Origin of the sequence: Anaerovorax odorimutans (genome assembly GCF_024459955.1) — a bacterium.
GTDB lineage: Bacteria > Bacillota > Clostridia > Peptostreptococcales > Anaerovoracaceae > Hominibacterium > Hominibacterium odorimutans_A.
Map to the genome: position 1 here is coordinate 1 of NZ_JANFXK010000031.1, position 21169 is coordinate 21169.

22 protein-coding genes and 1 pseudogene are annotated in these 21169 nt (G+C 34.2%); 19 read left to right on the forward strand and 4 right to left on the reverse strand.

Annotation, left to right across the window (positions count from 1 at the left end; all coding sequences use genetic code 11):
• The 6 genes from NE619_RS17015 to NE619_RS17045 form a co-directional block, all read left to right on the forward strand.
• Positions 1-223 (forward strand): DUF6075 family protein (locus NE619_RS17015; RefSeq protein ID WP_256133677.1); only part of this gene is annotated, 223 nt, incomplete at its 5' end.
• Complete coding sequence (locus NE619_RS17020; RefSeq protein ID WP_256133678.1) at positions 205-957, forward strand: DUF6674 family protein; 753 nt, start codon at positions 205-207, stop codon at positions 955-957. The genes NE619_RS17015 and NE619_RS17020, both read left to right, overlap by 19 nt.
• A 74-nt stretch (positions 958-1031) precedes the next feature.
• Complete coding sequence (locus NE619_RS17025; RefSeq protein ID WP_256133679.1) at positions 1032-2735, forward strand: lysozyme family protein; 1704 nt, start codon at positions 1032-1034, stop codon at positions 2733-2735.
• A gap of 168 nt (positions 2736-2903) precedes the next feature.
• Complete coding sequence (locus NE619_RS17030; RefSeq protein WP_256133680.1) at positions 2904-3128, forward strand: helix-turn-helix domain-containing protein; 225 nt, start codon at positions 2904-2906, stop codon at positions 3126-3128.
• 827 nt (positions 3129-3955) lie between these two features.
• Positions 3956-4705, forward strand: coding sequence for a LytR/AlgR family response regulator transcription factor (locus NE619_RS17040; protein ID WP_256133681.1), 750 nt, complete (start codon positions 3956-3958; stop codon positions 4703-4705).
• A 601-nt stretch (positions 4706-5306) separates the two neighbouring features.
• On the forward strand, positions 5307-5966 hold the full coding sequence (locus NE619_RS17045) for a GHKL domain-containing protein (protein ID WP_256133682.1): 660 nt from the start codon (positions 5307-5309) through the stop codon (positions 5964-5966).
• A gap of 247 nt (positions 5967-6213) precedes the next feature.
• Here the strand turns inward: NE619_RS17045 and NE619_RS19330 are convergent, their stop codons facing one another.
• The 3 genes from NE619_RS19330 to NE619_RS17055 all read right to left on the reverse strand — a co-directional run bounded on the left by NE619_RS19330 (position 6214) and on the right by NE619_RS17055 (position 8062).
• A complete protein-coding gene (locus NE619_RS19330) occupies positions 6214-6417 on the reverse strand; it encodes a cyclic lactone autoinducer peptide (RefSeq protein ID WP_420314514.1) in 204 nt (67 codons plus the stop codon).
• Positions 6345-6914: an accessory gene regulator B family protein gene (locus tag NE619_RS17050; protein ID WP_256133683.1), complete on the reverse strand. Its 570-nt coding sequence runs from the start codon at positions 6912-6914 to the stop codon at positions 6345-6347. The genes NE619_RS19330 and NE619_RS17050 overlap by 73 nt, the downstream gene beginning before the upstream one ends.
• Before the next feature lie 404 nt (positions 6915-7318).
• Positions 7319-8062: a hypothetical protein gene (locus NE619_RS17055; protein WP_256133684.1), complete on the reverse strand. Its 744-nt coding sequence runs from the start codon at positions 8060-8062 to the stop codon at positions 7319-7321.
• Between the two features lie 555 nt (positions 8063-8617).
• Here NE619_RS17055 and NE619_RS17060 point away from each other — a divergent pair.
• Complete coding sequence (locus NE619_RS17060; protein WP_256133685.1) at positions 8618-10192, forward strand: AMP-binding protein; 1575 nt, start codon at positions 8618-8620, stop codon at positions 10190-10192.
• Positions 10185-11087, forward strand: coding sequence for an amidohydrolase family protein (locus NE619_RS17065; RefSeq protein ID WP_256133686.1), 903 nt, complete (start codon positions 10185-10187; stop codon positions 11085-11087). Before NE619_RS17060 ends, NE619_RS17065 begins: the two co-directional genes overlap by 8 nt.
• Here NE619_RS17065 and NE619_RS17070 read toward each other — a convergent pair.
• A complete protein-coding gene (locus NE619_RS17070; RefSeq protein ID WP_330640833.1) occupies positions 11070-11369 on the reverse strand; it encodes an IS110 family transposase in 300 nt (99 codons plus the stop codon). The two genes, NE619_RS17065 and NE619_RS17070, sit on opposite strands and share 18 nt — an antisense overlap.
• A gap of 348 nt (positions 11370-11717) precedes the next feature.
• On the opposite strand from NE619_RS17070, the gene NE619_RS17075 reads away from it, so the two are divergent.
• From NE619_RS17075 to NE619_RS17120, 11 genes and pseudogenes are all read left to right on the forward strand, one after another.
• Positions 11718-11969, forward strand: a complete 252-nt coding sequence (locus tag NE619_RS17075) for an acyl carrier protein (protein WP_256133687.1) — start codon at positions 11718-11720, stop codon at positions 11967-11969.
• A 5-nt stretch (positions 11970-11974) separates the two neighbouring features.
• Positions 11975-12607: a GNAT family N-acyltransferase gene (locus NE619_RS17080; protein ID WP_256133688.1), complete on the forward strand. Its 633-nt coding sequence runs from the start codon at positions 11975-11977 to the stop codon at positions 12605-12607.
• A gap of 2 nt (positions 12608-12609) precedes the next feature.
• Positions 12610-14085 (forward strand): B12-binding domain-containing radical SAM protein, encoded by a 1476-nt coding sequence (locus tag NE619_RS17085; protein WP_256133689.1) that lies wholly within the window; start codon positions 12610-12612, stop codon positions 14083-14085.
• 89 nt (positions 14086-14174) lie between these two features.
• Positions 14175-15689, forward strand: a complete 1515-nt coding sequence (locus tag NE619_RS17090; RefSeq protein ID WP_256133690.1) for a B12-binding domain-containing radical SAM protein — start codon at positions 14175-14177, stop codon at positions 15687-15689.
• An 8-nt stretch (positions 15690-15697) separates the two neighbouring features.
• Entirely contained in the window at positions 15698-17038 is a 1341-nt protein-coding gene (locus NE619_RS17095; RefSeq protein WP_256133691.1) for a Na+/H+ antiporter NhaC family protein, read from the forward strand.
• Between the two features lie 196 nt (positions 17039-17234).
• Positions 17235-17525 carry an IS110 family transposase gene (locus tag NE619_RS17100; protein WP_256133692.1) on the forward strand — a complete coding sequence of 97 codons (291 nt, stop codon included), beginning with the start codon at positions 17235-17237 and terminating at the stop codon, positions 17523-17525.
• 378 nt (positions 17526-17903) lie between these two features.
• Positions 17904-19004: a hypothetical protein gene (locus tag NE619_RS17105; RefSeq protein ID WP_256133693.1), complete on the forward strand. Its 1101-nt coding sequence runs from the start codon at positions 17904-17906 to the stop codon at positions 19002-19004.
• 129 nt (positions 19005-19133) lie between these two features.
• Positions 19134-19724, forward strand: a complete 591-nt coding sequence (locus tag NE619_RS17110; RefSeq protein ID WP_256133694.1) for a flavin reductase family protein — start codon at positions 19134-19136, stop codon at positions 19722-19724.
• Between the two features lie 129 nt (positions 19725-19853).
• Positions 19854-20003: an IS3 family transposase gene (locus NE619_RS19335; protein WP_420314516.1), complete on the forward strand. Its 150-nt coding sequence runs from the start codon at positions 19854-19856 to the stop codon at positions 20001-20003.
• Between the two features lie 405 nt (positions 20004-20408).
• Positions 20409-20654 carry a hypothetical protein gene (locus tag NE619_RS17115; protein ID WP_256133695.1) on the forward strand — a complete coding sequence of 82 codons (246 nt, stop codon included), beginning with the start codon at positions 20409-20411 and terminating at the stop codon, positions 20652-20654.
• Positions 20655-20883: 229 nt separating this feature from the next.
• A pseudogene (locus NE619_RS17120) lies at positions 20884-21169 on the forward strand (sigma-70 family RNA polymerase sigma factor); the annotation flags it as partial.

Consider the following 21169-nt stretch of genomic DNA (forward strand, 5'->3'; position numbering starts at 1 on the left):
ACGGGCTACGTGTCTGGCCTTCAACCTTTGGAACGGCTATGTGGAGCAAGGCCAGGAATCTATGTTCACGCCGGAATCTTTGTTTTCCTGCGATCTTGCTCCATATTTTTTTGAAGCGATTAAACTGCGATATCCGGAATATGTCAGAGATTTGCCCGATCCGTATGAGGAGAAACATGAGGCAATGGGATTGGAGGGTGCACCATGCAAGGAACGGGGTTAGAGAAACAGGAAGAGATTCAGCGCTTCCTTTCGGTTTTGAATGCGCATGGCCTCCAAAAAGAACAGCAGCAAGTAGTGCTTTTAGTAAAGTATCTGGATGAAATGGACCAGCAGTTCCAAGCGGTGTTGGAAGAATTGAAAGCGGTCAATGAACAGCTGAAACGATTCCAGCAGTGGTATGGGGTAGAGGGGCTTTCCGATGCGCTTGGGGCTGCGGTGAACACCGGAAATCAGATTGTACGAGTGAAAGATAATCTGATACGGAATGCCAAAACTTCTGTGTCAAAGATTCAGCAGCAAGGTACGGGCGCGCTGCAAAGGACGGTAGCGGCCATGAAAATTCCCGCAGCGCTGGCCCACTTAAAAGAGGGATTGCATGGCACGTCGAAACAGATTGAACGAAGCATTGCGCAGATCGGCAGGGTACAGAAGGAAATTCAGGCGGCCGGTATCCATGCAAAAAATGCAGGGAGGGCTATGGTGGGAAAAGAAACGTTACCTGCCAAAGGTGTCCAGTCGGACAAGGGGCTGCTTGGAAGGCTGCAAAACGTACTCAAACGATTGGCAAAAACCGTTTCCGGCCTGGAGCGGAAGACCGATGCGGCATTAGCGAAGGTGGAAGCTTTTCAACAAACGGGTATTGAAACCCATTCGGTGCGCCAAGAACTAAAAGTTGCCCGGAAATCGCAATCCATGAAAGGAGCGGAGCCAAGACTGAAAGACAAGGTGCGTTGACGGAGACGGGTTCCTATGAGCCTGCCTTTTTTCAATGGGTGTAGGGGGATGTACTAGGAAAGAAGGGGAGACACGTGGGCAGAGAGATCAAAGTCAAAGAAATTGTGAAAGATATCAAAGTTATGGACAAAGCAGCGGCGGTCGCACAACATATGAAACCGGTGTATGTTCGTACAAAAGAATACGCAGAGCCAGAGCGCAGAGAAACACAAAGAAGCTCACCGGTAGAATACGCACAAGGGGCAATTGTCAGCACCGCAGACCAAGCCACCCATAAAGCGATCTCTCAGGCAAACCGGCAGGGGGGAAAGGTCTTGGAGCGAATCCGCAAGCGGGACAAGACGGTGAAAGAACAAGTGGTGGACGGTAGGACAGACAATCCGGCAGCCGGAGCAGCTTTTACACCTGCTGATTCTGGTAACATGCCTTTAACAGAGAAGAAAGGCGCGCCATTCGACTATGAGAAAGCAGCAAGGGTGCGAAAAAAATCGCACCTTAATAGAAGCGGCAATTCAGGACAAGCAGATCGTGCGGCCATGACAGGAAAGTCAGTAGCAGGCGCGGGCATTAAGACGGCCAGGCAGGCTGAACGAAGAGAGTTGGAAATACAAAGCGGAATCAAGGTTTCGAGAAGGCAGGCAAAACGTGCTTACCAGATAGCCCGTCATACGGCCCGTCAGGGAAAGCCTCTGACAAAACGGACGAAAGCCATTGCCCGCAAAACACTGAAAACCTTAGCGCAGGCAACAAAGGCTCTAGTGCTTGCGGCAGCCTCCGGCGGCGGGGTGGTGATACTGATTCTGGTGATGATCATTCTCTTTGGGGGAATTCTTTATACGGTAGGAGGGGATAATGCCAGTGCGGTCAGTTCCGTCAGTCCCGAGGTGGAAGCCTATGAGCCGCTGATACAGAAGTATGCGGCACAGCACGGTATCCCCGAATATGTGGAATTGATCAAGGCGGTAATGATGCAGGAATCGGGAGGACGGGGAAGCGACCCGATGCAGGCAGCGGAATGCGGATATAACAAGAAATATCCCCATACGCCAAACGGTATTCCTGACCCGGAATATTCCATTAACGTGGGTATTGAGAATCTAGCGGCTTGTCTGAAAGATGCAGGGGCGAAGAATCCCATGGATATGGACAGCATTAAAACCGCCTTACAGGGCTATAACTATGGGAATGGGTACATTTCCTGGGCAAAGAAACGGGACGGACACTACACAGCGGAAAATGCGGTTGCCTTTTCCGAGATGATGGCGAAAAAACTAGGGTGGAAAAGCTATGGAGACAAGGAATATGTACCCCATGTGCTGCGCTATTATGCCTTCGGCCGGGTACCGACAGGAGCAGGTGATCAGGCCATTGTGCAGATTGCGCTGAAGCAGGAGGGGAATGTCGGCGGCCAGCCCTATTGGTCCTGGTATGGTTTTCATTCTCGTGTTGCCTGGTGCGCTTGCTTTGTTTCTTGGTGCGCCAATCAGTGCGGCTATATTGAAAGCGGAATTTTCCCCAAGTTTGCCAGTTGTATGAACGGGGCCGCTTGGTTTCGAGAGCATGGGCAGTGGAAGGATCGCAGTTATATGCCCAAGGCGGGAGATGTTATTTTCTTTAACTGGAATGGAGATCAGAAGATTGACCATGTGGGAATTGTAGTAAATACCTCTAAGGGAAAGGTTAGTACCATCGAAGGTAATTCCAGAAATATGTGCAGGAAAAAGAGTTATGATCTGGGGAGCTCGTGGATTGTGGGATATGGGGTGCCTAAGTATTGATAAAGCCATCAATATAATTAAGTGAAAATTTTAAAAATATAATCAAATTGTTAGTTTGCAAGCAGAGCTTATTGTTATACGGGCACATCTATTGGATATACCTAAGTTATTAGGTATATCCAATAGACAATTGTGAAAATATAATTGCAGTAAGGAGAGGCCTGAATTATGCGGAAAAAAGCGACAATTTCATATGATCCGCTTTGGAAAACTATGCGCAATAGAGGTATAACAACTTATGAACTGACCGTTAAGCGTCATTTTAATAAAGGGACACTATATCGATTGCAGCAAGGGGAGAATGTGAATTTGTCTACAATTGCAGAACTGTGTGAGATTTTGGAGTGTGGTATAGAGGATGTTGTGCAAATTGATTTGGATTGTGAAAAATAAACCTTTTGAAAGCCTGCTAATAAAAAGCCAAGTACTTTTTGAAAAAGTGTAAAGTTGAATTTTGGGTACGAATTTTAAGCCACCTGATTAGCTGGCTTGTGGGAAGGAGATGGATAGAAAAGCTATTTCGTCTACTCTAAGTTCCGCAGGCACTCTTTGACTTGAAGTGGTAAATACGCAGACACTTGTTGGTACTGGCGGTCATATAAACATAATAAAGATTTTCCTTAGCTCGTTTCTTATCGCGGAAGCGATAGACCGAAGGAATAACATCGCTCAAAGGTGATTTTGTTCTAGTGGGGTATTATAAAATTCAAGATTAAATGAAGCTTATTAGTTTTAATGAAAGTATTGCAAAAAGCAGATTCGTAAAAATTTGTGTGTTATAATTTGATTGCATTCAATGAGGGAGTGAAAGTAGCTGTTTTTATAGAGAGGTGGACATTATAATTTGATTTTTCTGAGATATAGAAATTCAAATGATGAATAAGGTTGAGATTAAGAAAAAATTGGGGATGAATTGAAAAATCAGTAGGTTCAAATTGTATATATTTATTACAAACAACAATATATAATGGAATGATTTCTTGCTCGACCGATGGGTTTTTGAAAAAATGCATTATAACTGAAGCTGTGATAATGTTAAAACTGCAATGGAGTTATCGGAAAGGTATGATAGGTATGCTGAGAGGTGGAATATCGAGTATATGCAATTTATAGCAATAATTGTAATCTATAAGATTTGTGAGGGTCTCATTTAAAACATGCAAATTGATAGTTTTATGTTATATAATATTAAAAACTTTAGTGAACAAAGGAGATATAATATGGTTAATATCCTTGTTGTAGAAGATAATTTGCGAGATTTAGATTATTGCGTTAAACTAATAAACAAAATAAGTAGTAACGTTAGAATTTATAAAGCTAGTTCGGGAAATAGTGCGTATGAAATAATATCTAGAGGACATCTTGACGGAGCATTAATTGATATCGAGATGCCTGGAATGGACGGATTTGAATTGGCTTTTAGAATGCGAAGAATAAACAAAATGCGTTTTTTTCCAATTGTCTTTATTACCATAACACATAACGATACACTAGAGGTATATCGTGAATATCATCATTGTGGTTATATTCAAAAGCCCTATACAAGTGAGGAATTTAATGCTGTGATAGGCCCATTTCTTGAAGGCGTTATAGCCCAAAAGGAGAAAATGAATGTTGATAAATTTTCTTTCCAAATTTGCGATAATATTGAAGTTAGATTATCGATAGATGAGATATTGTATATTGAGACTATAAATAGAGTACCTAATATAGTGACTTATGATGCTAATTATAGAGTAAAAAGGAAGAATTTAAATGAGATTATAGAAGAAATTAATAATGAAAACTTCATACAGTGTCATAGGAAATGTTATGTAAACATAAATAAAATATATAAGATCTGCCACATTACATATAAATCAAGCGATCTGTATTTTACAAAAGATGGAAGCATAAAATGTCCATTAAGCTATACCTATAAAATTGCGGTTATTGATAAGTTTATGGAGAATAAAAAACATGGTGAATAACTTAATAACTTTTTGTTTTAGTTGTTTGGAAGCGGCTATCCTCTATATGATAACCATTACTTTAAATAAAAACGATAAGCTAAGCTATTTAAAATTTATTATGCTTATTCTAATAGTGGGATTAACTGCTACTCTTATAAATTTCTACAATTTAACATATCATCTATTCTTAAGCGTTTTAGTGTATACATTAATTTATATACTTCTTAAAATCAAGAACTGGAGAATGCTTGTTTATGACTGCCCTATTTCAATATTTATATTAACGTCTACACAATTAATTATAACCATTATATTAGGATTTTGTAAAGTAAATATTTTAACAAATCCGATAGTTGTATTATGCTTTTTTATTATAATATTAGGGTGCTGTATCATAGCATATTTTACTAAAAAGATACAGATGATTATAAATCAAATTTTTTCGGTCAATCGGGCATTAATTCTTTTAATACTATTTAATCTCTTTATCTTACTAACGATAATAACTAACCTTATTTATAATAAAACGAGAAGTTTTTACGGTGATATAACAGAAGTTTTAGTTTTGTTACTAGCGTATTTTTGTTTAAATGCCTGTCTAATTTATGTCATAGTGAAAATGGAAAAGCAAAAGAAAAAATTAAAGATAGTGTCACATTATTCTGAATTAATGGCAAATACGAATTTAAAATTAAAGCAAAATGAACATAATTTTAGAGGCCATCTAGGGGCATTGATAGCAATTGTGGAAAATGGTCGATCTTTAGATAAGGTCAAGGAAGATGCTATATCTTATATAGAAGCATTAAAAGCTGATTATGAAAAGCAGGTTGGAGGTAGAGAATATATTATTGCTGATAATGCCTTTTTTGCGGCCTATCTTTCATATGTTCTCTTAGACATAAAGGAGAAAAGTATTGAATTTAACTATACAATAGCAAGGGCGATATCAGAATATAAATTCACACAAGATGAGTTAATAGTAGTTCTATCAAATTTAATTAATAATGCTGTTGACGAAGTACTAAAATTACCTAAAGACAATAGAAAGATTATATTACTCTCTGATTATGATCGCTTTGTTCTTAAGAATACAGTATCACCAACGTTTGATGTTTCAACTATACCTAATTTTGTAGAAACTGGATTTACAACAAAAAATTATGGGAGGGGAATAGGTTTAAATAGTGTAATAGAGACATTAAAAAAGAAGAATATGAAATTAATTTTAGATTACCATGAGGGATACTTTATAACTGAGATTCATTACATAATATAAAATGATAAAGCGGATACACTAGACTTTTTAGCTCATATTTAAAGGTCATAAGAAAATATAATCTTGTCAAGCATTTAGTTGTTTGTGAAAAATTCTTAGTATAAATAAGTCAGAAGATATATGGCATGCTATTATCGTAGTTTCCACATGGCATGCCATATACACTTGATATGCTTATAGTAATCATTGCTTGAGAAACATTGAAAATATTACTATAGCTATCATTTTGTTGAAAATGTTTGTTTGTCTATTTGTTTAATAATATTTCTGGACAATTTGGTTCATACCATAGACAAAATGTCGTTGTGCTTATTGAAATGTTTGCTATGAATACAAGTAAACTACTGATGTAAAATGCTATTTTTGATAGAATAGTTTTCAAGTTAGTGCCTCCTTCCAATTGATTTTTTTGGCAATAATTAATTGACTTGCTTGTACTACCATAACCCAACAGCCAATAATAAATACTTCTATATAGCCTATAATGGATATAGAAACGATAATTAAAAAACAGACTATACTTATTAAAACAGTTCTCCTTTTAAGAAACAGATATCGTTCTTTGGTCTGAATGGGCCTTTTTTTTGTATAAACTGGGGATAAAACTAATATTATCAAGAAAGATATAATTAGTAGTAAATAATAAATATAAATAGGGAGAGGTATATTAGGTAATGCAATAATTATTAAAGTATATATAAGTAGGCTAAATAAAAAACAGCCTATATTTGTTTTGAGGTGTAAACCTCCAGAAAAACATCTTATAGGTGATAGAATTGATAGAGCGAAAACATATTCTATACTCTTATTAAGGAATACAAAAATAATTAATAGAAAAAGTATTTTAGATAATTCTGACCGTATTATTTCTAAACCATATTTAATTTTTATAATTGTAAGCTGATCTCTTATGCCTATACTATTTAATAAATTATCGATTCTTTTCATTTATTCAAAAACTCCATATAATTATTTGATTATTAATTATATTTTATATTAGATAGTTTGGTAATAGTTGAGTACTGGAAAGGAAAAAATATATACTCAGAGGCAAACAGTAGGAAAATATCAAGTTTAATATTCCTATGCAGTGAAACTGATAGCCTGGGGCATGAAAATCACCAATATGAGCTCTATTAGAAGCTTTGTCTAATCCATATACCTCACACATTGAAATGCTATAACTGGCATTAATATTTATGATATTAATCAGACTGCCGGCAAACCCAGTAAGAGAAATTGCCGGGTTTTGTAATTGTAAATTTCATCCCAATATGCGAACGCTTTGGAAGAAAGAACCCTCTTTTCCTTCTTCGCTTAGCGTGTAAAGCTGTTGAAATTCTTTATAGCCCTCATATACATGCCGCATCAACGTCCGGCATGTTTGCTTCGATGTCAGGCGTTCCTGTTTCCTGGAGCATCTTTGGCACCTGGTATTCACGATATCCGTCCCGATTCGTGGTTCGGTACTCCAGGTACGTCCGTTCCGGACAGATGTAAACGTCCCATTCCGGGATATATTTGAACTGCCATTTCCCGATCTTCCCTTTTGCTCCCCGACTATGCTGATGCCCGACCGCGGCCCGGATCCCCATATCGTACAATTCTTTACAAATGTATGGCGTATTGTATCCCGCGTCGATTCCGACCCGTTTCACCGCGAACCCATACTTCTCCATTTGCGCCTTGATTCGGTCCAAATACGGTATCGTGTCGTTAACGTTACCGGCCGTCACGAACACGTCGGTTATGATGTTGGCTTTCGCGTCCACCGTACAGTGGTGCAGATAGAAGAATCCTTTTGGTTTCCCGCCTCGATGCATGAATTCGCTGTCCTGGTTCGTCGTGCTGCATTTCGCCTCTTTGGTTTTGGGTTTCTCTTCCCCGCTTTTTTTCAGGGGTTTCCTTCCGTGGGCCTTTCGGTCTTTGGCTACAGCTTCGTCTAATTCTTTTAGATAGGCTTTTGGGGTCAGCTCCACTTCCTGGTTCTCGAACTTGTTCTTGTTTACGTTCGCTTTCAGGTGCTGCCAGATCACGCTGACGTCCGACAAGGGATCTTTTAGGCCATAGCCTTCGAATTTCGTACAGATAGCCAAGGAACAGTATTTTGAACAGTACCTCCGGCTCAATTGCCAGACGGCCATTGTCCTTGCTGTAGTAGGGAGCACGGAGTTCATTGATGAAAGAAAAATCGATATGTCGATCAATTTTCCGAAGCAGGTGGTCTTCCGGGGTCAGTTCTTCCAGAAGAACCAGTTCCATTTTTTCTTGACGATGATGTCTGGTAACTTACATGGCCTCCTCCTTTGAAACTGCAACGTTTTTCTTACTTCTATTTTATCATGACCGCCGTTCAAAATGGTGGTTTTTGTTGTTTCTTGCATGATAAAACCCACTTGCAAAATTTGGTCATGACAAAGGTTTCCACCTTTAGAATGGTGGCCTCTTAAAATGGATTTGCGGTTTTCAATCACTGGACAGCGAGATATGGAAATTGGATTAGCTATCCCTTTCGGTACTAATTTTGGTCACTTCGGTTTCAACCAATTCAAATTTAACTAATTCTTAGTTATCATTAAAAAACTAATTTCTATAAAATAATGTAAAAAATCATTTTAAATCAAAATCAGTAAATAAAGAGGTAACCAACTATGGAAGAGTTATTCAGAAAACTAGAAGAAAATAATGTAAATTATATTGAATATAAGGGACAAAAAAAATATTTCTATGAAATATATAGAGATGTGCAAATCATTAGCGAGTTTTTACATAATAGGGGACTGAAACAAAATGATAGAATTGGTTTAATTGCGTCCAATTGTTACGAATATCTTATATGTGATCTTGCTTGTTTAGCAAATGGATATATATTAGTTTCATTCCATAAAAATGACAAGCTGAATGGGGTTAACGAATTATTTTCATTATATGATCTCAGTTATTTGATTTATGATGAATTTGATAAGATATATAAAAACTCAAAAAGTAAGATATGTTCCATAAATGAAATAACAGAAATAGTTAAAAGTAAAGAACCCAATTTTAAGAATTCACTTAAAATAAACTTTACTGTTGGTGATATATTTTCAATTATTTTTACTTCAGGATCAACAGGAACTCCAAAAGGCTTAGAGATTAAACTCAGTAGTGCTAATGAGTTTATAAATAATTGCGTTAGAAAATTTAATTTACTCTCGAATGATAAAATATTAGCTTGTCTACCTATGTCACAGTTTTCTTCAAGATGTTATATGTATAGTGCAATTCTAATTGGTTTTAATATATGTCTAGCAAAACCAAGCGAATTAATGTGGGCATTTAGAAGATTTAAGCCAACTTTATTCCAAGGAGTTCCATTTATATTTGAAAGCATATATGATGCTTTCTTAAAAAATCTATATACGTCAAAGAAGAAATTATTTGTGTTTAACATATATATGAAACTTTATAATGTTTTGCCTAAAAAAATATTGAAAAAAATTCAAATCGCTATGTTTTCGGAAATACATAATTTGTTAGGAGGCAATATCCGTTATTTAATAACAGGCTCTGCACCAATTCCTTATGCTATTTTGAAAACATTTGAGGCGATAGGCTTGAAAATATACGAGGGTTATGGCCTGATTGAAACAGGAATGATCGCATTAAACTATCCAAATTGCAATAAAATGGGTAGTGTAGGGAAAATTTTAAATAATAAAGAGGTTATATTTGATAAAAATAATCAAATAATTGTAAAATCAGTGGACTTATGGGGGAAGAAATATCTAAATACGTCAGAATCTGTTAATGCGCAGATTTTCATTGGGCAAAATACTATAGCTACAGGAGATATTGGACATATTGATAGTGAAGGTTTTTTGTATTTAGACGGCAGAGCTAAAGAAATAATTGTAATGTCCACGGGAGAGAAAGTTCACCCAATTGAAATTGAAAATAAAATTAATAGTTCTAAATATATAAAGCAAACTGCTGTGTTTGGAGATGGTAAACCAAATTTATCTGCTGTCATTGTACCTCGTGATAAAAACATTTCACTTGATGTAATCAATAGGGAGATTGCTAACATAAATAATCAAATGAGTAAAAAAAGTAGAATAAGTAATTTCTTTATTTCTAAAGAGCCATTCACAATAGAGAATCATATGATGACATCAAATCTTAAGTTAGATAGAGAAAAAATATATTCAATATTTGAAAAAGAAATCGAGGCGTATTATGAATAATATTATTGATTCGCATATGCATATTGCATTTAGAGAATTATATCCATCCTATTTTATTAATGGAATTATAGAAGAAATGTCTATTAATATCAAAGCATCTAATGAGAAAAAAATGTTGGAAAGAATTATAAGGGGCGTGTTATCAGATAAATGGGCAGAAAAACAAATACTTGAAATGGATAGAGCTAATATAAGTAAAAGCATTTTATTGGCAGCAGATTTATTCGACGATAGAGATTATGCTTCGTTTAAATATTTAAATGAATTTTATTTAGATATTTTTAATAAACATAAAGATCGTTTTTACCTATTTTTAGGGATTAATCCAAAAAGAGATAACGAGGCTTTTAAAATGATGGAGGAATATATATATACCAATGATATCAGCGGAATAAAATTATATCCGCCAACAGGCTTTGAATTGGATTATGAAAGGTTATACCCGATATATGATTTATGCCAAAAAAAAAATATGCCGATATTGGTACATGTAGGGAAATCGCTGAACAATATGAAAATGGATTTTAATCATATTGCTGCACTTAAGAAAATTACTTCAAAATTTGATAGATTAAAAGTGATTTTAGGACATGCAGGTATTCTTTATTTAGATAATTATGCAAAATTGGCCCAAAGCAATAAGAACATTTATTTAGATATATCAGGGTTTCAAAAAATGATTTCAGATAGATCAAATTTATATAATATATTTGGTAAAGCTTTTTATTTACTGCCAGAACAGCTTTTGTTTGCGTCAGATTGGCCCATGTTTAGCCTTAATTTATCCTTAGAAGACACAGTAAAGTACGTACAAGAAGTTTCAGAGTATTTTTTATATGATAGTAAACAAGTTTTTTATCGGAACATAGCAAGTGTTTTAGGTGGAAATAATTAATGCTGTTACTACATAGTAGTGTTTTTTATATGTAGGACTTACGGCAGTTATAAAAAGACCTGCCGTAAGTCCCCAAGTTAGAGGCTCGTAATAACGACCAGTGTGTCCCATAACTATGCGGGATTCACCATCGATAGATTTGATCTGTTCGATTAAAGACTTTATTCTACTAGAAGTATGTTTGATTTCAAGTGGTGATGAAACAATCTTTCCATAAGGGCAGAGGATAGCAAGTATGCTCTTGCCCTTGGCTACGTTAATACCTACTGCATTCATGTTCATAAATTTATCATCCCTTAAAAATGTTGTAATGGATAAGTACCAGTTCTACTCATTGCCTATTCAATCTACACTGGTGTGACGCGAACGCACCTTGAAGGGGGATCAACCTGCATAAAACGAACACTGCGAATGAGGACCTGGTTAGTAGACTTTCGTACGGGTGCAGAGTCCAAGGAGATGCCCGTTATACCGATTACTCTTATTATTCGAACAGCTAAAGCAACAAGATGGGTAATTCCTTACTGGCTGTAGGGGGTATTAACCATAAGTATATTGTAGGAGAAGGTGCTTATGAAAGATAAAGATTATATACAGTAAATTATTATTATGATAACAAGGAGAAAGAATATGCAAATAGAAAAAATAGAAGATGAAATTATTAAAATTTTAATAAAAAATAAATTTATTAAAAAAAATGAAATAGTTAATAAGAATGCGGATTTGTTTGAAACTTATGGAATCAATTCTATTTTAGCGGTTAATCTCTTAGTTGAACTTGAAGAAGTATTCAAAATAACATTAAATGATGACGACCTACTTCCAGATAATTATAAGAGTTTAAATAAATTAGTCAGTACTATAAATAAATATATAGGTTAGAAATTATGAAATTAGATATAAAAATAAAAAAGGTAACTGCTGATGAGACAAACATTTTTCTTAAATTGCTAAATTTTAGATACAAATATTATGTGGAGAAATTAAAATATATAGGTGCTTCAGATGATATGGATTTATTAAAATTAGAATATGATAAGTACGACAAAAATGCTATACATTACTACATTAATAATGGAGGTGATGAAATAATTGCATATGCACGTGTTATAAAAAACAGTATGCCAAAGCCCATAATAGATAAAACGACGGTTGGTAATATGAATATTATAAAAAATAAAAAGGTGACAGAAATAAGCAGGCTTATAATATCCGATGAGAAAAGACACACACATATTTTACCCATGCTCGTTGTTGAATTATATAAATATTTAATTTCTTCGGATACAGATATTGTATTAATTGATACATTTGTTGGTAGTGATAGTTATAAAATTTTCAAAAAATTAGGATTTGAGGACTTAGATTATTTATATAATGACGGCGAATACAAAGTGACAAAAAAATCGTCGATTCTTTATTTAGATCTGCTTGAATTTCAGTATAAATTGAAATATAGACCCGAGAAATGTCATAAATCGTTTGAACGGTTGCTAATTTTAGTTGAAGGTAGGAAATAATTATGAAAAATAAAGTATTAATGATTCAACCACCAATCTTACAATCAAATTTGAATGTCGATGAAATACAGAAAGCATATTGGAAAACACTCAGCGAGAGTGTCACTCATATTATGAAACGAGAGAACATAAATCATCAATTGACTGAGCGTGAATATAATTTTACTGGTTTTGTAGAACCCAATATTGGATTTCTATATATAGCCTCAATACTTAAACAAAATAATTATGAAATAAAATATATTGATTTTCATTTACTGGATGCGGAGATAAGGGATAAAACAAATCATAAAATTGAAATGAATGATATATATGATACCCTGAAAAATATTGAAGACCAATTTTTTGACATTATTGCAATATCGCCATTGACAGTAAATTTTAAATGGGCTATTGAAATTAGCAAAATTATTAAAAACCAACATCCAAAGTCAATTATCATATTGGGTGGAGTACATGTGAGTTTTGATTATGAGAGGATTTTAACAAATTACAAAGAAATTGATTATATTATAGTTGGGGAGGGTGAACAAACGATCATAGAATTGTTGAATTGTATACAAAACAAATATGATTGTAGTAAAGTAAAAGGTGTTGCATATAAGCAAGGAAATGAAATATTTTTTAGTGGTTCAAGGAATTTCATTGATGATTTAGATGAATTGCCATACCCACTATATAGTTTGTTGCCAAAAAAATATTTTGATTCTTTTATTGTAAGGATTTTAACTTCAAGAGGGTGTAGCAACAATTGTTCATTCTGCGTACCGAGTAAAGTGTTTAATAAACTTAGATATAGAAGTGTCAATAATGTTATAGATGAAATAGAATACTACATAAATAATTATGGAAAAAGAGTATTTATGCTTGGCGATTTAAATTTTATGAGTGATTATGACTATACCGTGAGTTTCTGCAACGAGATAATTACACGTAAATTAAAAATAATTTGGTTTTGTCAAAGCCGCGCTGATTTGGTTGATAAGAACATTGTTAAATTAATGAAACGAGCGGGATGTATCATGATATGCATAGGAATTGAGAGTGCGGAGCAAGAACTCTTAGACAATACTGATAAAAAGGCAACGCCTAATAAATGTATTGAAGCTTGTGAAATAATACGAGCAATAGGTGTAAATGTATTTACTTTTTGGGTATTCGGTTTGCCCGGAGAAACACACCAATCGGCACATAAAACAATTGTGCTGCTTCGTGAAATGATAGATAAAGATTTAATTCAATATACACACTGTTCTATTTTAGTACCTTATCCGGGTACAGAGCTTTTTAAGAATCCAGAAGCTAGTGGTATTAATATTTTGAGTGACAACTTTAATGAATATTGGATGGGATGTGATTATTTAGGTGCTGGCCTCCCAGTGATAGAAACAAAAGAATTAAGTAAATATGAGATTTATGCATATTGGCAATTAGCTCTATCTGTGGTTGCTGGTAATTTAAACAAGCATCCATTCTAGTTTTTCTGATGCTTAAAAAATCAATATGTTGTATGTAGAAATTTAAATGACAGTATATCCTTAATAGTTTTATTTATAGGAGAAAAACAATGGAAAATAAAGTTTTATTCGTAATTTCGATGGTTGAAGAGGATTTTTACAATTTAAGAAACATAAAAGCTGATATTAAAGAAGAATTTCCGAACTATTACTCTCAAATTGAAAATTTGCAAATCAAAGAAAGGCCAGTTAGTCTAAATTCATTGACTGTTTCGCCGATGAGGTTCGGCAATGTCAGTGGAATGTGGTTAGCAGAAAATATTTCTACCCCTAGTAAAGTTATTAACCAACCGATTAGTAAGGAATTATTAATTAAAGAACTAGAAGCAGATAATTATACTCATTTATGTGTTTCTGCTTTTGTAGACGGGTATAGTGCATTGAAAGAGTGTATGGAGTATGTTAATAAAAATTATCCGGATTTAGAGTGTATCTTAGGAAATGTCGGCGCACATTACCCCCAAATCTCTAGTCTATTTAAAAAAGAAAATATTGAATTCGGCGATGGAGTCACTTATTTAAGAAAAAAATTAAATGAGGACATGGACAGAGCATACAGGATTCCAGCCACTGTAGGATATGTTGAAATGAGCGGAAACAAAAGTGACCGACTGCCGGCAGCGGTTCTTACCACTGCGGTTGGATGTCCTCATAAATGTGATTTCTGTTCAACAGCATCTCTATTTAATGGTTACTATAAAGATTATAACTTTTCGAAAGAAGATATCTATGATGCAATAATGAGAATGGAAGAAAAATTAGGTACAAATGAGTTTTTTATTTTTCTTGGAGAACCAAATGCATTGATAAACCAAAAATTATGGTATGATGTTTTTGACTATTTTAGGGATAAAAAAGGTTGCTATAGCTTAGTAGCACCAGTCTCTTTAGATATTTTATCGGGATATGATTTAGAAAAACTACAAAATTCAGCAATCAAATTGGAAATTGCAAATATAGGATTAGAATCAATTAATACCAAAGATTATAAGAAATTAAAAGGAAACGATACAAAAGCACAGCTTAAAAAATTTGAAAAATATGGTATAACAATTTGGGGAACATTTATAATTGGATTTCCCGATCAGACGTTAGAAGAAATTGAAAATGAAATAAAAGGATTTATTGATTTAAATCCTACCATACCTGCATTACTAAATCTGCGACCAATAAGAGGGACTGAGCTCTTTAATGAATTGGAAAGGGAAGGGAAAATTAAAGACGATTATCTCGATGTAGGGTATAGATTTGGCTTTATGGCATACGAACATAAATACATTAAAAAGGAGTTTTATGATATACCTAAGATGATGTTGGAATATTATGATTTCATAGAATCTGAATTAGGTCATTCGTATTTGAGGATTTTAGAGGTAAAAGCAAAACAGAAATATCTTAAGTATGCAAGAGATTTAACCTACATTCGTTATTTGTATAGTAAGTATTCTGAAATCCACGAAAAATGGAAAGCATATTTTTTGCATGATAAAGTTGAAAAAATCAATGCAATAGATGAAAAATTTAAGTTTATAACTACAGAATTAAAGAAATATGACATAATATAAGGTGAAAAATGAATGTAAGTGCTATAGAAAGTGTAGTACCCATTATAGTGGTATTAATTATATCAATTATAACAAGAAGAGGCTTATTTGCATTAGTTTGTGGGTTATTAGTTGCATCTTTAATTTTATCAAATTATAAAATTTCCGACATGTTGTCGAAAACAATAGAATATCTATATCAATCCCTATCTAATGAAACTTGCCAATGGTTGATTATGGTAATAGTAGCCTTTGGAATGTTGCTAGGCTTACTCGAGGCCTCTCATGCAGTTGAAGAATTTAGTACCTGCATAGAAAGAATTATAAAACATAGAAAAATAGCTTTAATAGTTACTTCTTTTATGGGAGCCTTAATTTTTCTAGATGATTACTTAATAACTTTAACTGTTTCGACTACTATGAAAGGTATTACCGATAAATTGAAAATACCAAGATCACAGCTTGCCTATACAGTGAATAGTGTGTCAGCGCCAATCTGTTTGTTAGTGCCAATTTCGACATGGGGAGTTTTTTATAGTGCCTTGTTGAAAAATAGCGGATATTTTGATCAGAACATATCGGGAACCAGTCTATATTTATCAGTATTGCCAATTCTGTTTTATGGCTGGATGGCTTTTATTATTGTGATTTTACAGGCGGTAGGAATTATTCCCTTAATGGGTAAAGTAAAAAAAGATTATAAGTTAATAAAAAGCGAAGATCTTAAACCACTTAAAAAGGATATGGATCAACATGCTAATCCATTGTTTTTTTTATTACCTATATTAACTATGGTAGTTGTAACGATTGTTAGTGATTTAAATATTTTAATGGGGGCAATGGCAAGTGTCATATTAACATCTATAATTTATACTATTACTAAAAAAGTCAAATTTTATGATTTATTAAATGCATGCTTTACAGGTACAATAAATATGGCGTTTGCATTATTTTTACTGGTTCTAGCATTTTCAATTCAAATTGTAAATAAGGACTTAATGTTGACAGAGCATATGATTAGTTTCTTATCTCCAATTATGAAAGGTGCTTATCTGCCTTGTATAGTATTTATATTTTGTTCACTTTATGCTTTCGCAACAGGGTGCTTTTGGGATTTAGCAGCAATTATTATCCCAATTGTTGTGCCTTTATCTATATCTGTAGGGGTAAATCCACTGCTAACAGCTGCGGCAGTTTTTTCAGGTACTGCTTTAGGTAGCAACCTGTGCATATTTGGCGATGGCGTGATTATGTGCGCGCAAGCTTGTGAAATAAAACCTATAGATGTAATGTTTGCCTCTTTACCATATTCGATAATTGCGGGTATTGTTTCTGCTTTACTATATTTAGGATTTGGATTTTTTTATTGAGATTAAGGGTACAAAGCTGCGAGGCCCTGGAATGTAGAGGACGAGGGCCTGGGTATTGCATCAATCGTAGAGTATAGTGTCGGGATCTGGGAAGCGCTAAGATGTAACTGAAGAAACTGAATGACATGGATTTGTATGTACTGCGGATGAAGAGACTGCTCCAAAAGATAGAGGGTAACTGAGTGAGAACTCATATATGGATAAGTTGATTTCAATTAAAAGGAGTGGGCTGTCTACAGTTAGTGACTCCTTAGCAGGAGTGGTCGACATTACTCGTTTTGATAACCCGAAGCAGTTGCAGAAACTGGCAAGAGATGCAATCGTGGCAGATAGTTTCGGAAAGCATAATAGGGAAAGATGTATCAGCCACAGAGGCAGAGAACGCCTGAGGTATGTGCTGTACGAGGCTGAAGTTTCGCTGATTGGAAAGAATGCAGAATTCAAGGCAATACAAATAGTATCTGATACGGAAGGAAAATACTCTTGAGAAAATGCAGTCTGTAATAGCGATGGTCTGCCAGGATTAGCGGGTATTCTATACGATCCTGACAAAGGAAGGGGACTACAATGAGACAAAGATAATGAGCGACATGGCAAGGTCGTAGGTACAGGCAGAATCATGAATAAACAGCAAGGGAAACTAATCTCGATAGATATGAGAGGTGTGCTGCCATAGGTGGTGGTGGGAGGTATACACAAAGGCCTGTAGGATGAAAGCAACGATATTTTATTTTGTGGACTCTAAAATTTCTATTTTCGTACAGATACAGACAAGTGTCTATATCAAGGTTTATTTATCTGAGATATGGAACTAAAAACATTGAAAAATAAGGGAAAACGCTCGACTAAATGGGGAGGCGGTTATATGAAGAACATACTTACGATAGGTTCAAATTGTTTTTATCAAGCATTATCAGTAATTTTAAAGAGAATTGATTTGCTGGATTGGGTGTTAGAATATTCTGAGCCGTGTTTCATTTATAATAAAGACTATTATATAGACTTTGAACGGGATGATCCTGAAAAAACATTAGCAAAGGAAAACCCATTAATTTTCGATCATGATCCAGTATCCTCCTATTATAACGATTATATTACTAAATGCAATAATAATTATAAAGAGTCATTGGTATCTGAATGTGAGTATACTTATATGGAAGATGACAGTACCTTAAATTTTAATGATATCAATGAGCATTTTTTTAGTAATCACATCCAAGTTGCTATTTCAATCGATACATACTATTTGCTTGAGGATTATATTAAGAAAAGATGCTACTTTGAAAAATGGCATAATTACCATTTTGTTGTGATAGATCACTTGAAGAATAGTAAATGTTATATAATAGATAATTATTTCAATTTTGAAGGCTATGTTGACACAAAAAAATTGGATATTGCATATCATTCTATTGAAAAAGATAGAGGAAGGAAACGTGTTTGGTGGATAGATTCAAATAAACTAGGAGACTTACAAAAAAATTTAAATAGAGATAACCATTTACTCACTTTATGTAAACGCTATCTTAATAAAAGACAAAGTATAAATGAACATGAGTATATAACAAATAGTGAAGGAATTAGAGTGTTTAATCAGGACTATAAGGATATTGCTCAAATATTGAACAATAGATATGGTCAATATGCCCCTCAACATATTTTATATGCTTTAATGGGTTTTTATTTACAAAAGTTAGGGCTTAGTCAGCTTTTTATTTACCTCAATGAAAATAATATAAATGCAAAGTTAGAGAATTTGAGCTATTATTATAATGAATCAGAAAAATATTGGAGTAAGTTTACACGAATATTGGAACGTACTTATTTAAAAAGGAAGTCAGTTATTGATACTATTGATAATATTCATAATGTATTAAGTGAAATCCAACTTATAGAATCCCATATTGAGGAAGAAACTGAAAAAATAAAGGAACAAATAGAAAATGGAGAAAATGTATTGATATAAGAGTTCCTTATGAATTGGGCCGATATTAGTAGCAGAAAGAGGGGAGGATCAGTTTTTTAAGTATAGGTAACAAAGTTCAAGGAGACAATTTGAATAATTCACTGAATGATAAGAGAGGTAGAAAATAAAATGAAAAAACATTATAAACATAAGGATATACTTTTTCCTGTGCCTGCGGCATTAATAGTTACTGGTGATATAGAACATGCTAATATAGTTACGGTTGCCTGGATTGGTATAATGGGTTCTGACCCAGAGGTGATAGGTATATCACTTAAACATGATAGATATTCATTAAATAGCATAGAAAAGTACGGTGAATTTACTGTAAATATACCAAGTAGTTCATTGTTTAGACAAGTTGATTATTGTGGCTTGACTTCAGGAAAAGTAGTTGATAAATTTAGCGAAACGGGCTTTTCAAAAGGGAAGTCTATTGTTGTAAATACGCCTATTATCGAAGAATGTCCATTGAATCTTGAATGTAAAGTTATTAAGGCGATAGATATCGGACAATGGAAAATTTTTGTTGGAGAAATTGTTGAGACACAATTGGATGCAGATTGCATTGATATTAACGAAAAGGTTGACATTAACAAAATAGATCCTTTAGTCTATATTCCTACAATAAGAGAATACTGGAGTATTGGGACAATACTTGGAAAGGCTTTTGATGCGGGCAGATGTATTAAAGGAAATCATGCCCGAAAACTTAAATAAGAATATATCAATACGGGCTAAAATGAAGAAGATTTCGATATACCAGTATAACCTTTTATGCAAAGCTTGAAATTGCCGAAATGACTCAAAGCATGTCCAGAGTAGCCAAATGTATTGGTAACTGAGGTAATGGATGATTTCTGGGACATCCTGAAAAGAGCGGACCTCTACGGAAAGAAACTCACCAGTAAAGAATCTATTTTGGAAATGATAAAAGCTTATATCGAATATTACAATCATAAGCGGCTACAGAGAATTCTAGGTGTGCTGACCCAATAGAGTAATATAAGCTGTATTTATAGACAGAGCAAAACATCCAGCAGATTTTGTCTTGCTAGATTAAAAAACTTTATTTTTTAATCGGTCACTTAACAAGAGGTATATCAGTACTAGTTAACATATTTTATGCCAATGATTTAAGTAACAGATACTCTTGTAAAGGAGCAAACCGTCCTTTGTTACTAAAAACAGGAGGAAACATTAGTTACAGAAAATAAATAAAATGGATAAGGTGATCTTCAGCATTTATGATATTTATTTACTATTGTATATTTGTACATTGTTACCATTTGTTTTCTTTTTTTAATGGCTACATAGTTAATGGCACACGAGGAAATATGGTATAAAATATATTATATTGTGAATCCATTTACAATAGGTGCCTATATCCTAGGTGTGATCATTTTGATTCAGTACATCATGTATGACGGATGGATAGTTAAGAGACTGCTCCGTATCTTTTATGGTATGGTTATACTTATATCCTTCGTTGTAATGATAGGTATGACAACTGCTTGGGAGATGTATATTTACATTACCCACTTAATAGTGATTGTTCTATGCGGAATAGCCAACCACAATAAATGGAAAAGAAGAACCCTGGAGGAGAACAAGGCAATCGTTCAAGATGAGAGTGTGAAAGCAGAATAACTAAAAGAAGAACGTAAGAAAATGCAAGCTCTTTAAGAGAAATCTTGAGGAATTGAATAGAGAAAGCAGTAGAATTGAAAGGCGGTATTGATTGTAATTCTTAATGTAAGTCAATACCGTTTTACATTATATTTTTTGGAATACGGACTAATAGTATAAATATTAATTGCCGCAGCCCTCCAATCAATCTAATTTTGAAAAAATTTCAGATTGATTGGAGGAAACAGAAATGGCTGATAAAACAGCTATATACATATTGAGGGAAAAAACCGCAGACGGAAAGCCCAGGTATTACATTTCCTTTCTGGATGGACAAGCCATACCTCATGAGGTGGAGGTTTCACATGCCGTATTTCAGGAAATGGGTGACTTTGTAAAAAAAGAACGTAACCTACAGCGGTGGACTGAACGCCATGTGGAGCAATCGCAGCTTTCCGAAACTACCCTGCACAAAAGAGCGCTAAAGCCTCCGGACAACGTCGAGGACACAGTGCTGACAAATTTATATAACCAAC

Excerpts from the sequence above, each read along its gene's own strand:
- NE619_RS17040 (WP_256133681.1), top strand. The coding sequence starts at position 3,956 with ATGGTTAATATCCTTGTTGTAGAAGATAATTTGCGAGATTTAGATTAT.
- NE619_RS17110 (WP_256133694.1), top strand. The coding sequence starts at position 19,134 with ATGAAAAAACATTATAAACATAAGGATATACTTTTTCCTGTGCCTGCG.
- NE619_RS17085 (WP_256133689.1), top strand. The coding sequence starts at position 12,610 with ATGAAAAATAAAGTATTAATGATTCAACCACCAATCTTACAATCAAAT.
- NE619_RS17095 (WP_256133691.1), top strand. The coding sequence starts at position 15,698 with ATGAATGTAAGTGCTATAGAAAGTGTAGTACCCATTATAGTGGTATTA.
- NE619_RS17050 (WP_256133683.1), bottom strand. The coding sequence starts at position 6,914 with ATGAAAAGAATCGATAATTTATTAAATAGTATAGGCATAAGAGATCAG.
- NE619_RS17065 (WP_256133686.1), top strand. The coding sequence starts at position 10,185 with ATGAATAATATTATTGATTCGCATATGCATATTGCATTTAGAGAATTA.
- NE619_RS19335 (WP_420314516.1), top strand. The coding sequence starts at position 19,854 with ATGGATGATTTCTGGGACATCCTGAAAAGAGCGGACCTCTACGGAAAG.
- NE619_RS17080 (WP_256133688.1), top strand. The coding sequence starts at position 11,975 with ATGAAATTAGATATAAAAATAAAAAAGGTAACTGCTGATGAGACAAAC.
- NE619_RS17020 (WP_256133678.1), top strand. The coding sequence starts at position 205 with ATGCAAGGAACGGGGTTAGAGAAACAGGAAGAGATTCAGCGCTTCCTT.
- NE619_RS17100 (WP_256133692.1), top strand. The coding sequence starts at position 17,235 with ATGGATAAGTTGATTTCAATTAAAAGGAGTGGGCTGTCTACAGTTAGT.
- NE619_RS17075 (WP_256133687.1), top strand. The coding sequence starts at position 11,718 with ATGCAAATAGAAAAAATAGAAGATGAAATTATTAAAATTTTAATAAAA.
- NE619_RS17045 (WP_256133682.1), top strand. The coding sequence starts at position 5,307 with ATGGAAAAGCAAAAGAAAAAATTAAAGATAGTGTCACATTATTCTGAA.
- NE619_RS17105 (WP_256133693.1), top strand. The coding sequence starts at position 17,904 with ATGAAGAACATACTTACGATAGGTTCAAATTGTTTTTATCAAGCATTA.
- NE619_RS17090 (WP_256133690.1), top strand. The coding sequence starts at position 14,175 with ATGGAAAATAAAGTTTTATTCGTAATTTCGATGGTTGAAGAGGATTTT.
- NE619_RS17070 (WP_330640833.1), bottom strand. The coding sequence starts at position 11,369 with ATGAACATGAATGCAGTAGGTATTAACGTAGCCAAGGGCAAGAGCATA.
- NE619_RS17060 (WP_256133685.1), top strand. The coding sequence starts at position 8,618 with ATGGAAGAGTTATTCAGAAAACTAGAAGAAAATAATGTAAATTATATT.
- NE619_RS17030 (WP_256133680.1), top strand. The coding sequence starts at position 2,904 with ATGCGGAAAAAAGCGACAATTTCATATGATCCGCTTTGGAAAACTATG.